Annotated in this window: 10 protein-coding genes and 3 pseudogenes; 4 read left to right on the top strand and 9 right to left on the bottom strand. The window is 44.4% G+C overall.

The window, feature by feature from the left end; genetic code table 11:
* A pseudogene (locus N5P32_RS11250) lies at window positions 1-479 on the top strand (hypothetical protein); the annotation flags it as partial.
* A gap of 54 nt (window positions 480-533) precedes the next feature.
* Window positions 534-1,091 (top strand): TetR/AcrR family transcriptional regulator, encoded by a 558-nt coding sequence (locus tag N5P32_RS11255; RefSeq protein ID WP_265729160.1) that lies wholly within the window; start codon window positions 534-536, stop codon window positions 1,089-1,091.
* A gap of 115 nt (window positions 1,092-1,206) precedes the next feature.
* Here N5P32_RS11255 and N5P32_RS18240 read toward each other — a convergent pair.
* Together N5P32_RS18240 and N5P32_RS11260 are read right to left on the bottom strand one after the other, a co-directional pair.
* Window positions 1,207-1,440, bottom strand: a pseudogene (locus N5P32_RS18240) (TRL domain-containing protein); the annotation flags it as partial.
* A 185-nt stretch (window positions 1,441-1,625) separates the two neighbouring features.
* Window positions 1,626-2,855: a multidrug effflux MFS transporter gene (locus N5P32_RS11260; protein ID WP_265729161.1), complete on the bottom strand. Its 1,230-nt coding sequence runs from the start codon at window positions 2,853-2,855 to the stop codon at window positions 1,626-1,628.
* 215 nt (window positions 2,856-3,070) lie between these two features.
* Between N5P32_RS11260 and N5P32_RS11265 the strand changes: the two genes are divergently transcribed.
* Window positions 3,071-3,574 (top strand): hypothetical protein, encoded by a 504-nt coding sequence (locus N5P32_RS11265; protein ID WP_265729162.1) that lies wholly within the window; start codon window positions 3,071-3,073, stop codon window positions 3,572-3,574.
* Between the two features lie 7 nt (window positions 3,575-3,581).
* On the opposite strand, the gene N5P32_RS11270 is transcribed toward N5P32_RS11265, so the two are convergent.
* The 4 genes from N5P32_RS11270 to dbpA form a co-directional block, all read right to left on the bottom strand.
* On the bottom strand, window positions 3,582-3,761 hold the full coding sequence (locus N5P32_RS11270) for a hypothetical protein (protein WP_265729163.1): 180 nt from the start codon (window positions 3,759-3,761) through the stop codon (window positions 3,582-3,584).
* 110 nt (window positions 3,762-3,871) lie between these two features.
* Window positions 3,872-5,173 carry a guanine deaminase gene (gene guaD / locus N5P32_RS11275; RefSeq protein ID WP_265729164.1) on the bottom strand — a complete coding sequence of 434 codons (1,302 nt, stop codon included), beginning with the start codon at window positions 5,171-5,173 and terminating at the stop codon, window positions 3,872-3,874.
* Between the two features lie 63 nt (window positions 5,174-5,236).
* A complete protein-coding gene (locus tag N5P32_RS11280; protein ID WP_265729165.1) occupies window positions 5,237-5,635 on the bottom strand; it encodes a VanZ family protein in 399 nt (132 codons plus the stop codon).
* Window positions 5,635-7,017: an ATP-dependent RNA helicase DbpA gene (dbpA, locus tag N5P32_RS11285; RefSeq protein WP_265729166.1), complete on the bottom strand. Its 1,383-nt coding sequence runs from the start codon at window positions 7,015-7,017 to the stop codon at window positions 5,635-5,637. The genes N5P32_RS11280 and dbpA overlap by 1 nt, the downstream gene beginning before the upstream one ends.
* A gap of 270 nt (window positions 7,018-7,287) precedes the next feature.
* Between dbpA and N5P32_RS11290 the strand changes: the two are divergent.
* Window positions 7,288-9,524: pseudogene (locus N5P32_RS11290) on the top strand (EAL domain-containing protein).
* Between the two features lie 41 nt (window positions 9,525-9,565).
* Here the strand turns inward: N5P32_RS11290 and N5P32_RS11295 are convergent.
* The 3 genes from N5P32_RS11295 to N5P32_RS11305 are packed head-to-tail and all read right to left on the bottom strand — an operon-like array spanning window position 9,566 to window position 12,531.
* The gene (locus N5P32_RS11295; protein WP_265729167.1) at window positions 9,566-10,501 is read right to left on the bottom strand and encodes a LysR family transcriptional regulator; all 936 of its coding nucleotides are present in this window, start codon (window positions 10,499-10,501) and stop codon (window positions 9,566-9,568) included.
* Window positions 10,502-10,537: 36 nt separating this feature from the next.
* Window positions 10,538-11,548, bottom strand: a complete 1,011-nt coding sequence (locus tag N5P32_RS11300) for an ABC transporter ATP-binding protein (RefSeq protein WP_265729168.1) — start codon at window positions 11,546-11,548, stop codon at window positions 10,538-10,540.
* Entirely contained in the window at window positions 11,548-12,531 is a 984-nt protein-coding gene (locus N5P32_RS11305) for an ABC transporter ATP-binding protein (RefSeq protein WP_265729169.1), read from the bottom strand. Before N5P32_RS11305 ends, N5P32_RS11300 begins: the two co-directional genes overlap by 1 nt.

Consider the following 12,531-nt stretch of genomic DNA (forward strand, 5'->3'; position numbering starts at 1 on the left):
TGATTCAAAGTCTTGGGGCTTCGCCGGTGAAAATACCGTTAAAAGACGTAAAGTCTGCATTTGAACAGGGTAAACTAGAAGGGCGTTTTGCATCACTGTCTGTTGGTGAGGACAGTCAGATTTGGGATTATGCGCCGTATTTGAACGACTTACGAATTTGGATACCTAAAGAAATCGTTGTCATGAATAAGCGTGCTTATGATCAGCTGGACGAAAAGACCAAAGCCGCGATAGACAAAGCGTCTATAAAAGCCGAGCGTAATGGTTGGATAGAAACGAAAGAGCGTGTTGAGACAGATCTAGCTTCATTAAAAGACGGTGGCATTGTGTATAACCAACCGTCATCTTCACTTTTGAGAGAGCTTGAACGAATTAATCAACGAATGACAAAAGCGTGGGTCGAGCAAGATGAGAAGCAAAATGGCGGTATTTACCGAGCGTACAGAGAAGCACAGCGTCAGTCCCAAACTACTCATTAAGAAGTAAAAATGCACTACGAAGTAAGCAAGACCACACGATAAGTTGAGGCGTTTATGGCAAGAGGAAGACCCAGTAAAAAATCGCATATTGTCGAAGCGGCGTGTGAACTGTTTACCAAGCAAGGCTATCAAAGTACCAGTATTGATCAGGTGGTGTTGACGGCAGCGGTATCCAAGCCAACGGTATACAGTAATTTTCCGACTAAATTGGTGCTGTGGGAAACGGCGTTGTCGGCTTTGACTGAAAGAGCACAGGAGGAAATGGAGCAAGCGTTGTCTTCTCAGAATACGACCGCAGACTCAGACTTTATTGCTGGGTGGATAGCTCTATGGTCCGAATGGATCGTAAAGCCAGAACGGTTAGCAAGTTACCGTATTTTGTTGGGCGAGCAACATAAAATGGCGCCATCGACCTTTGCTTTATTTGCGGAGTTTGAAGCCGTGCTTGAATCCACTTTATTGGCTTGGATGACCGTTTTCTCAGTCCCTAATGAACGCTTTTTTATTTTAAAAGCCGTGAGTAAAGAGGCTCTTTTGACGCCCGCACTGATGAATCAGACTATTACAGGTAAAGATGAGTTGAGGGCACAACTTGAAACACTTAGTTATTAATGTATTCAAATAGTGTGGTTTTTTAACAGTTTAGGAGACACAGGTTGCGGTGTCTCCTAACAAAAAAGTGAGATATCTGCTATATCACGAAAACCCGTCACATGGCAGGTGCGTATTATTCGCCTGTTACGATCGTTTCGTATTTATTGAAGAATATATAAACGCTTGTAGACTCATGATACACAGAATGTACCTTTGTTATACCTCCATTTTTGCGTGCAGTGTCTTCTGAACAATCACCCGTTGCGATTAAACCAAGTACTGAAATACAAGAAGAGGTGCCTTTCTTCAAATCGGTAACACTGCTATTTTTAATGCCACCTGTGGACACACCTGAATGAGTGACTCCCGTGTATAAGCCACCGGAAACTGGGAGTTAGTTGAACAGCCTGATAGCAGTAAAACCAAAGATGATAGAGCAATACCTAGGGATTTTTTCATTTTAAGTCCATTAAAATAGAGGTTAGTTTTTTGAGCGCTTGGATTATACTCAAAAAAACTAACTTCACAACTTCCGCTATTTACCCTCAAATTTTATATTTCATTGACTTCTTCTACTCTGCCTTTCTCTGCCCAGTACATAAGGCATAAGGCCAGCGTTCCCATGATGACAAAACCCCCAGAAATAGGCATTAACGTGTTGTTGTACATCTGGCCTATTACCGTGCCGATGCTCATGGACATAATGGATGAGACGGAACCGATTACCGCAGAAGCAATGCCGGCGACATGTCCCATGGGCTCCATAGCTAGAGAGTTTACGTTGCCAAACAGCAAGCCAAAGCAGAAGAATAAAATGGCAGCGTAGATTAAGAACATCCATAAGCTAATGGTAACAACCGCATGCAAGGCAAAGAAGGCGATGGACGTAATCACGACCACGCAGATGGCTCTAAAAGCGATGTATTTTGCGCCATGTTTTTCGACAATGCGGGAGTTGATTAAAGACGAAAATCCCAGCACCAGCGCCAATAGCCCAAAGTAAAGTGCAAACAGGTTACCGGTTTTAAACTGCACCTGAAAAATTTGTTGTGATGAGTTTAAGTAACCAATAAAACTGCCAAAAAATAGCCCCATGCAAATGGTGTAACTTGCTGTGATTCTATTCGTTACGACTTCTTTAAAGCCTTCATAAAAGCCTTTTTGTGTAAAAGGAATACGATTAGATTTTGGTAAGGTTTCCTTTAAGCGCCAGCCAATCCAAACAATCAAGCAAGCTGCGTAGACGAGGTACATTTCAAAAATGCCACGCCAGTCTGATACAAACATAATGGCTTGGCCTAGTGTTGGGGCAATCGCTGGAACTAAGACGAAGATCATCATTACCAAAGACATGATGCGTGCCATTTGAGCGCCATGGTACAAGTCTCTAACCAACGAAATAGCCGAAATATAAGGGCCGGCCACACCTAAGCCTTGAATAAAGCGTCCCAACATGAGTAATTCCAAACTATCGGCTTGGTAGCACACAATAGTGCCAACCAAATACAGGGCAAAACCACCAAACAGAATGGGGCGACGGCCCAAAGAGTCCGACAACGGGCCACAAACCAATTGGCCTAATGCCAATCCCAAAAACAACATGCTGATAAGAAGTTGTGGTTGGTTTGCCGTCACCGCACCCAATTCGTTGCCGATAATGCCAAGGGCTGGCAATAAAGCATCAATAGAAATCGCGGTGATAGACATTAACAAGGCGACTAAAAGCGTGAACTCTTTTGACCCCATGCCGGAGGCAGCGGTGCTGTTGTGTGCATTTTCCATATAGCGTTTCCAAGAAAATAGGATGTTTAAAGGGAAGAACTAGGTCGGTCCCTAATAATAGCTGAGTATTATACTCAGGCTTTATATTGCTACGTTTACGAATGTGTGCATGAAATAAGGAAGTGATTGGATAATGTTTAATCTTTGTGATTCGTTTGCGTAATTTATAAGATGGCTTATTTCGTGAGTCGTCTTAGGGAGAAGGAGACAGTTTTATGCATAACAGTGAGCAAGAAAAAATAGAGCTTGAACATCAAGCGGCTAAGCTTTTTATGCGTTGTTATGAAAATAATACCGGCAAGCATATTCGTCATATTTGGCACAATGATCCAATACGTCCTGATGTGTCTTGTATGTTAGAAGGGGAACGCCTAGATCTGGAAATTGCGCATTTGTATGGTTCTGAAGAAGAGGCTATGGAGTTGTTGGGACGTGACTTAAGCCCGGCAACACGCGAAGTGCTTCGAACGCTAAAGAACGAACCTGCGGACGAACGCCTACTGCGAGCGCTCAATAAAATTTTGGAAAACAAAGCCAGTAAACGTTATGAAACCCATCGTGTTTGGTTGGTGATTCGTAATACTCACCCGGCGTGGACTCAATCTGACATTAAAGCGCTGGAGCACTGTATAACCATGCCGATCCCACATGCGTTCGAAAAAGTGTGGATTTTAGGCGACATTGAAGGAAAAAGCGGCATTGTTCGCTTGTACCCGTAGTCATCAATTATTTAGGCTGATTCTGATTGGCATAGGCGCGTTTTTTTGCACGTTCATTGAGTCGTATTTGTTCGGCTTTGTATTTTTTAAGAACGATTAACCCGACGATGAGTGCAGCACAAAAGAAGATAATGGCGAAAGCGCCAAGGGCGACGGTAGCAAGAGAATGCATAATATGAGTGCTCACTATTTGTGCTAAATTGAAAAATAATAGCAGTGATTATATAAAAAAATGACCACGTTCACAGAGATGTAACCTGGTCATTTTTGTATTTGCTAAGTTTACTTTGGATGGCTCTAGCGTTGATGTACGCACTTTCCTGCAGAATACGTCGCTTGGATTGCTCGGTCGTCGCCTATGGTCATGAAAACAAATAGGCTTTCTTCTATGTTTTTAGAAAGAGCTAAGCGTGATTTTAATAATGGCGTGGCTTTTTTATCAAGGAGGATAAAGTCAGCTTCACTGCCCACCGCCAAGTTGCCAATTTTATCTTCTAAGCGAAGCGCTCTCGCACCGCCTAGGGTCGATAAATACAAAGATTTGATTGGGTTGAGGTTTTCGTTTTGCAGCTGAATCACCTTATAGGCTTCATTCAGGGTTTGTAGCATAGAGAAGCTGGTGCCGCCACCGACATCGGTGCCAAGACCCACGTTCACTTTATGCTCTTCTGCTTTGCTTAATTTGAATAAGCCGCTACCAATAAATAAATTGGACGTTGGGCAAAATGAAATCGCTGATCCTGTTTCATGCAATCTATGGTATTCGCTGTCACACAAATGGATGCCATGAGCGAACACAGATCGTTCGCTCAGGAGTTTATGTTGATCATAAACATCCAGATAGTTTGTGCTTTGTGGGAATAGGTCTTGTACCCAAGCGCATTCGTCTTTGTTTTCGGATAAGTGTGTATGCATGTACACATCCTTGTATTCGCCTAACAGTTTACCCGCCAATTGTAACTGCTCGTCGGAGCTTGTTGGTGCGAAACGAGGGGTGATGGCGTAATGCAGTCGGCCTTTATTGTGCCATGTATCGATCAGTTCTTTGCTTTCTTGGTAACTGCTTTCTGGTGTGTCGGTCAGGTAATCTGGCGCGTTTCTGTCCATCATGACTTTGCCGCAAATCATGCGTAAGTTGTGTACTTCGCACGCTTCGAAAAAGGCGTCTACGGACACTTTATGCACGGTGCCAAATACAAGTGCTGTGGTGGTGCCATTGCGAAGTAGTTCGCTAAGGAAACGTTCCGCCACCTCTTTGGCATGAGCTTTGTCACTGAATTTACTTTCTTCTGGAAAAGTATAGGTATTCAACCAAGTTAACAGCTGCTCACCGTAGGAGCCAATCATGTCTGTCTGCGGGTAATGAATGTGAGTGTCTATGAATCCAGGGGTGATGATGGCATCAGGATGATGTTCTACGACGGTGCCTTGAGGAAGTGAAGAAAGTAGGTCTTTGGCGTGACCTAACGCATAGATTTTATCGTCTTCAATGACCAGTAAGCCATCTTCAAAGTATTCATACGCTGCACTGATGCCCACATCTTTTGGGTCGGCAATGCAGTGAACAATGGCGGAGCGCCACGCTTTTAAATGGCTCATATGTCTCTCTTAGCGGTTGTCGTGTGTTTTGAAAAAGATATTTGACCGAGTGGTTATACTTTATCAGGTCTTTTTCAGGCTTTCATCCATCCTTTGCGTCCGTTTCGAAAAAATCCATGCGCCTAGCTTGATGATTACTACTATGAACACGCCAAAAGCGTCGGCGTAAAAGTCCAGCCATTCACCATGTCTGTTCACATAAGGCTGAATTATTTCGACAACACCGCCCAAAAGAATGATCAGCATGGCGAGGCTTAAAAAGCGTTTTAAAGGCCCAAAGGCACACAATAAGGCCCATCCACCAAACCCGATGATGTGGTGAAGTTTGTCTGTACCAGGCACAGGAGGGAGTTGAGCGGCAGGGGTTAGAGTGGCAACAAGTATAATCACTGCACCGATGATAAAACCGACAGCTTGCGCTGTCGGAGTAAACCAGAACGATGTGGGTAAGCGCGTAAACATTAGCGAAGGATTCGAGCGCGAATGTTTTTGCCTTTGATTTTTTTGTTTTCAAATTCTTTAACAACGCTTTTGGCAACGGCGTTATCGATGGACACATAAGCATGAAAATCGAAAATATCGATTTTGCCGACTTGAGATTTGTCCAATCCTAGACCCGCGGTTAATGCACCAAGAATATCGCCTGGGCGAAGCTTGTTTTTTCTGCCTGCGTCAAATGAAATGGTGGTTTTCTGTGGTATCAAACGATAGTGCGGATCGAGCGATTCCAATTCAATAAAGTTGGCGGTGATGCCAAACCGAGTTTCAATATCTCGCACTTTGTAGTCGTCTTTTGATGTTACAAGATTGACGGCAATACCTGCTGCGCCTGCACGGCCAGTTCGACCGATACGGTGTGTGTGCACGTCGGTATCACGAGTGGTGTCATAGTTCACGACAAGGTCGATTTCTTTTACGTCGATACCGCGAGCGGCTACGTCAGTGGCCACTAATACACAGCTGCTCTGATTACTGAAACGAACCAATACTTGATCGCGTTGCCTTTGTTCAAGATCACCGTGAATGGCTTGCGCAGCAACTTTGTGTTCCGCTAACCAATCTGCAACGACTTGAGACTCTGCTTTTGTGTTACAGAATACGATCGCTTGGCGAGGTTCAAAGTGTTGTAACGCTGCCAAAAGCGTCTCGCATTTGTCTTTGTTTTCGCTGCGAACGAAAAATTGTTCTATATTTGGTTTAAGGTCTTCTTGAACTTCCACTTTGATACTAACAGGGGCATTTTGAAACTCTGTACTAATGGCTTCGATGCCATCGCCGTAGGTAGCCGAAAAAAGCAGGGTTTGGCGGTTATTTGGTGTGAGCTCAACCACTTCACGAATACTATCGACGAATCCCATGTCTAGCATTCGGTCGGCTTCGTCCAATACCAGAGTATTTAACGCGTTTAGCTTGAGAGTGCCTTTGCGTAAATGCTCCATCAAACGCCCAGGTGTCCCAACCACAATGTGCGCACCGTGTTCTAAAGACCCAATTTGTGGTCCAAACGGCATACCACCACATAAGCTAAGTACTTTGATGTTGTCTTGAAAACGAGCCACTTTACGAATTTCTTTAGAGACTTGGTCAGCAAGCTCGCGAGTTGGACACATAACCAGTGCTTGTACGCCAAAGAAACGAGGGTTGATCTTAAGCAACAGGCCAATTGCAAAGGCTAAGGTTTTACCGCTGCCCGTTTGAGCTTGAGCTAGGATGTCTTTACCCTCAATCATCGGCGGTAAACTTTGCTCTTGAATAGGCGTGAACGTAGTGAACCCCATGTCAGAAAGCAAGGCGGTTAATTTAGTTGGAAGTAGTGTATTTAAGGTGTGATTGAATTGGGTCACAAAAGGCCTGTCTATTAGAATAAATAATACGCGAAGAATACCAGAAAACAGCGGTAAATACTTTTCTTCGATAATTATTCCGTGTTGGTTTTATGGTTTTTAGGTAAAGTGACTAGGTAAGGTTCATAGAGGAACCGACGGCTTCATTTGAAACTGGTAAACATCCATAGGTAAACAATGATTTCATTAAGAAACCACGTGAAGAGTAAAAAGGCGCCTGCCAGTGTTTTTAGTGTTGTTTTTTTATGTGGTGTGATCATCAGTTTTGCGATGTATTGGGAAGAGTCTGAGCATGCCTACATCGACCAAAAAGCGCTTGGAACCCATTTCACAGAAAAGCTAAACAATACCTTAACGCAATACAAATCTGAGTTTTCGGCCGTCGTGGCTTTAATCGAGTCGAGTAAAGGAGAGGTGACATCGGAACATTTTGCCCGTTTTGCTCGTAATTTAGTAAGTACTCATGAGATGAGCTTGTACTCTGCTCAATATGTTCCGCTGAGCAAAAAAAATGAGTATGAAATTAAGCAAAGAATTTTGCTGGGTAACAGCGATTTTACGATTCACCCAGAAGGTGACAGAGCCGAATATTTACCCCTGACACTGGGGTACCCAGATAAGCTTGTTTATGGCTATGACCTTTTATACCCAGATTATAAATATGTAGCGTCTATTCAAGCGGTTCGTAATGCGTCGGATGTGGCTCTATCGCAACCCTCGTTATCACCTTTTGCAGAGGATGCGGAAAATTCTTTTCTGGATACCTTTATTTTTAGAGCCCCCATTTATCTTTCTGTTGATGTTCGCCCTTCTAAAATAACCGACAGTATTGGTTTTCACGGTATGGTAGGCGCCTATTTTAACGTGGACGATTTACTCAATCAGATTGCGCCATTGGTGAACAAAACCCTCTTTTACCGAATGGGCGATATCACAGAGGGCCCACCAATTTGGTTTGCTGATTCATCAAACAACGCATGGAAAGAAGGAGAGTACAATTCGTCAACGATTGCAATTGCTGGGCGTAAGTGGCGAGTCGATACACGTTACATTGAAAGCATTCAGAGTCAGTTGCATTGGTGGCTGATTTTAATGCCCGTATTGCTGTTTACCGTATTAGGGTTGTGTTTAGCATTTTATACAAGAAAGCTGTCCCTAACGTATTTTGCCATGTTGGACACCGTAAATAAGCGTATTGAAATTGATGAACTAACCGGGCTTTTCAGTCGTTATCAGATACAACATAGGTTGAGTGAGCTTATTGTTGGTTGTAAAAAGACCGACAAAAAATTAGCCGCTATGATCTTAGATTTAGATCATTTTAAAACCATTAATGACGCATTCGGGCATGGTGTAGGAGATAAGCTTCTCGTCAAAGTGTCTGAACGGTTAACGTCGGTCTTGCCTGAAAATGCCGAAGTGGGCTACCTAGGCGGTGACGCATTTTTGGTGATTTTGGTGCAAAGTGACCATCAAGAAATGCCGCAACTAAATACGCTCTCAAAAGACATTATTCATAAGATCAGTCAGAGTTATTTTGTCGATGGCCTGACATTGGACATCGGTTGCTCTATCGGTGTGGCTTTGTTTCCTGACTTTGGTTTAGATGCAGTGACCTTGATTAAAAATGCAGACATGGCGGTATATCAAGCCAAAACAGCAGGGCGTGCAACGTATCATTTTTACGACGGTGAAATGGGGCAGCGGTTTGCTCGCAATGTGCGGATAGAAACACGTTTGCGACAAGGGTTGCTAAATGAAAAGCTTGAACTTCACTTTCAACCCAAAGTCGATTTGATGAGCGAGCGATGTGTGGGTATGGAAGCCTTGTTACGCTGGGAAGACGAAGAATTAGGTGTTGTTTCTCCGGCTGAATTTGTTCCTATCGCGGAGCGAAGTGGGATTATTTTGCCTTTGGGGGATTGGGTATTTGAACAAGCCTTCCGCCATATTATAGAGTGGCAAGAGCAAGGTATTACTGTGCCACCCATTGCGATTAATTGTTCAGCGGCGCAGCTCAAACGCGTGGATTTCTTACCTAAATTAATGGCCTTGTTAGATAAATATAAGGTGGATCCCAGTTTGTTGGAAATAGAAGTCACCGAGTCTATTTTGATTGAAGATGCTGAAAGTTGTGCCGAACTGTTACGACAGATCAGTCGTCTTGGTATGAAACTGGCGATTGACGATTTTGGAACGGGATATTCCAGCTTGAGCTATTTGAAAAACTTCCCTTTCATTATGTCAAAATAGATCAGGTATTTATTCGAGATATTATTGAAGATGACAATAACGCCGCATTAACAAAAGCGATTATCAGTCTGAGTCACAGTTTGGGTTTGAAAGTGATTGCAGAAGGTATTGATAGCAACGAACAGTTAGCGTTGTTGCGGGAATACGGTTGCGACATCGGACAGGGTTATCTTTTTAGCAAAGCGTTGGGCGCTCGTTCAATGGGAAGTGATCCAATTATGGTGGCGCTGAACGAGCAAGAACAGCATCTGTAAACCGAGATAATGATGGGTTAAAGTCAGTCGCTCGCGGTGGTTTAAAGTGATCCACTGCGAGCTATTTTGTGTTTTAGCGCTTCCCAAAATTGCGTTAGATTGGGGTTCTGATTGAACTTTGAACGGTACAACCGTATTTCTAAGGGGATGTGCCAGTTTTCTTCGCCCGCCAACGCCACTTTCCCGTAATTTAGGGTGTCTAACATGAGGCGTTTTGGGATCCAACCCACACCGTAACCTTCTTTTACCATGGCTTTGATGCTGACAGAGTGATAATTCTCTGACAGTGTTTGTAGCTGAGGAATGTCTCGTTGTCTTTGTAGGTGGTGGTGAATCACCGGTTGCAGGAATGAATTTTCATAATAGCCAATATAGGGTAATGGCTTACGTTTGGCGCCTGGCAGCGTGAACTTAGGCTCACCCGTTGCGTCGGTCGCGCTACAAGGAATGAGTGTTTCTTCGGCAATCACCAAATGTTCATACTGTTCATCATCAAGCGCACGAATGAAGTTAATCGCCGGATGCCAATAACACAGCATGATGTCGCATTGTTGATCCATTAATGAGTTCACAAAATCAATGCCCAACCAAGAACTCGACTTCATATTGATGTCGAGATCCATGTCGATACTTTGGCAAAAGGGTTCGATCACTTCTTTGTAAAAACTCAGGAATAGAGTTTGCGTTGTGACAAAGCGTACTTGGGATTCTTCCTGTTTGCGGATCTCTTGGCAACGCTCTTTCGTATCCCTTAATTGTCTTGTAATCAGCTCGGCGCTTTGCAGAAACACTTCGCCTGCAGGTGTTAATGACAGAGGCAATGTGTTGCGGTCAATAAGCGTGACGCGCATTTCTTCTTCCAGTAACTTAATGCGTCGACTAAACGTAGGCTGTGTCACGTTTTGTTCGTCCGCGGCACGCGAAAAATGGCGCGTTTTCGCTAGGGCGATAAAGTCCTCAAGCCATCTTATTTCCATGAGGCCTCCTGACGAGCAGAAGAGAAAAGGCGAGCATCATAGACGACCCTCCTCAATAGCGTGACATGCCACACTGCTGCCATCACTTTGTAACGTCATAGCGGGTGAGGATTCGTAACACCGCTGATTGGCATAAGGGCATCGCGCTTGAAAAACACATCCGATGGGCTTTTCCGTTGGGGTTGGTACTTCGCCAATGAGTCGAATGGGTTGCGCTGTGTTGCTGTCTAATCGAGGAATCGCCGATAACAAGGCTTGTGTATATGGGTGTTTTGGTGAGCTGAACAAAGTGGCTGTGGGTGCCAGTTCACAGACTCGCCCTAAATACATGACGGCCACACGAGTGGCAAAGTGCTCTACAACCGCCAAATCATGCGTAATGAACAAGTAGCTCAGATTTCGCTCTTCTTGTTTGTCCATCATAAGATTGAGAACTTGAGCTTGCACGGACACGTCCAAAGCCGACAGCGGCTCGTCCGCGACAATAAAATCCGGCTCTACGGACAAAGCGCGAGCCAAGCTAATACGTTGGCGTTGACCGCCCGAGAATTCATGAGGGTAACGGTCGGAACTGGACGCCGAGATGCCCACAGACTCTAGAAGTTCGTCAATTTTTTCATCCACATGAGATTGAGACAGTTGTGGATTATGGAAGGAAATTGGCTCGCTCAGCGTTTGATACACCGTCATTCTGGGGTTGAGCGACGCGTATGGGTTTTGAAACACCATTTGCATACGACGACGGAAAAACATACGTTGACGATCGTTAAGTTGATCGATGCGTTGGTCAAGATAGTGGATTTCACCGGCGCTGGGTTTGGTTAACCCCATAATGACCCGTGCTAACGTTGATTTTCCGCACCCCGTCTCCCCGACCACACACAGTGTTTCTCCTTGGTTGACTGTAAGGTTTACGCCATTCAGTGCATGAACGCTGTCTTTGTGTCGGGTGAGTTTGCCTTGATGCAGGCGCCATTGTCCCAGCCAGCTTTCCTTGGTGGTAAAGGCTTTTTCGAGGCCGCTAATTTGAATAAGAGGCGTTGCCATTACAATGCCTCCTTTTCATTCTCTGAAAATTCATTCAGCATGTCTTCTATAATAAAGCAGGCCACAGTGGACACACCGTTGTAAATAAACTGCGGTTTTTGTGTGGCGTAAGGGCATCGAGGATGAAATGCACAGCCGGATGGGCGCTCGGTCAAAGAGGGCATGCTGCCTTGTATTTGGTTGAGGCGTTGGCCAGGTAACGTCATCTGAGGCAAGGCGTTTAGCAATCCTTGGGTATAAGGATGCTGAGGATCATTGATGATTTCCAATGTCGGGCCTTCTTCTACTATATGACCGGCATACATGACTAGGGTTCGTTCAGCCACTTTAGAGACCACGCCAAGATCATGGCTGATCAAAATAAGCGCCACGCCGTTATCTCGGCAAATGGCCAATAACAGCTGGAGAATTTCGGCTTGAATAGTCACATCCAAGGCGGTAGTGGGCTCATCTGCAATAATAATATCTGGGTTCAATAAAAGCACAGACGCTATGATAACCCGTTGTCTCATCCCGCCAGATAATTCGTGAGGGTATTGATCAAAGCGCTTTTCGGGAGATGCAATTTGCACGTTGTGCAGTTTTTCAATGGCAATGTTACGCGCATCTTTGTACGAAATTTTTGTGTGGCTGCGGATGGTTTCCACCAGTTGATCGCCAATGGTCAAGACGGGGTTTAACGTCATCATTGGATCTTGGAAAATCATAGCAATGCGTTTGCCTCGCACTTCCTGAAGCTGGCGAAGGTTCATGGTTGTCAGTTCTTTGTTTTCTAATTTAATTGAACCTGATTCGATGTAACCTGGTTTACCAATCAAGTTGACTATAGAAAAGCCAAGAATGGATTTTCCTGCCCCCGATTCACCCACGATCGCAATTCGCTCACCGCGATTAAGGGTAAAGCTGACGTCAATCAGAGCAGCCAGTTCCTGCTTTTTCATGTGAAAGTTGACGTGTAGATGGCTGACGCTTAATAAATTCAT

Source organism: Marinomonas pontica (assembly GCF_026191375.1).
Lineage (GTDB): Bacteria > Pseudomonadota > Gammaproteobacteria > Pseudomonadales > Marinomonadaceae > Marinomonas > Marinomonas pontica.

Coding starts and splice junctions, on each gene's coding strand:
- N5P32_RS11255 (WP_265729160.1), top strand. CDS start 534: ATGGCAAGAGGAAGACCCAGTAAAAAATCGCATATTGTCGAAGCGGCG.
- guaD (WP_265729164.1), bottom strand. CDS start 5,173: ATGAGCCATTTAAAAGCGTGGCGCTCCGCCATTGTTCACTGCATTGCC.
- N5P32_RS11300 (WP_265729168.1), bottom strand. CDS start 11,548: ATGGCAACGCCTCTTATTCAAATTAGCGGCCTCGAAAAAGCCTTTACC.
- N5P32_RS11305 (WP_265729169.1), bottom strand. CDS start 12,531: ATGAATTTATTAAGCGTCAGCCATCTACACGTCAACTTTCACATGAAA.
- N5P32_RS11260 (WP_265729161.1), bottom strand. CDS start 2,855: ATGGAAAATGCACACAACAGCACCGCTGCCTCCGGCATGGGGTCAAAA.
- N5P32_RS11265 (WP_265729162.1), top strand. CDS start 3,071: ATGCATAACAGTGAGCAAGAAAAAATAGAGCTTGAACATCAAGCGGCT.
- N5P32_RS11295 (WP_265729167.1), bottom strand. CDS start 10,501: ATGGAAATAAGATGGCTTGAGGACTTTATCGCCCTAGCGAAAACGCGC.
- N5P32_RS11280 (WP_265729165.1), bottom strand. CDS start 5,635: ATGTTTACGCGCTTACCCACATCGTTCTGGTTTACTCCGACAGCGCAA.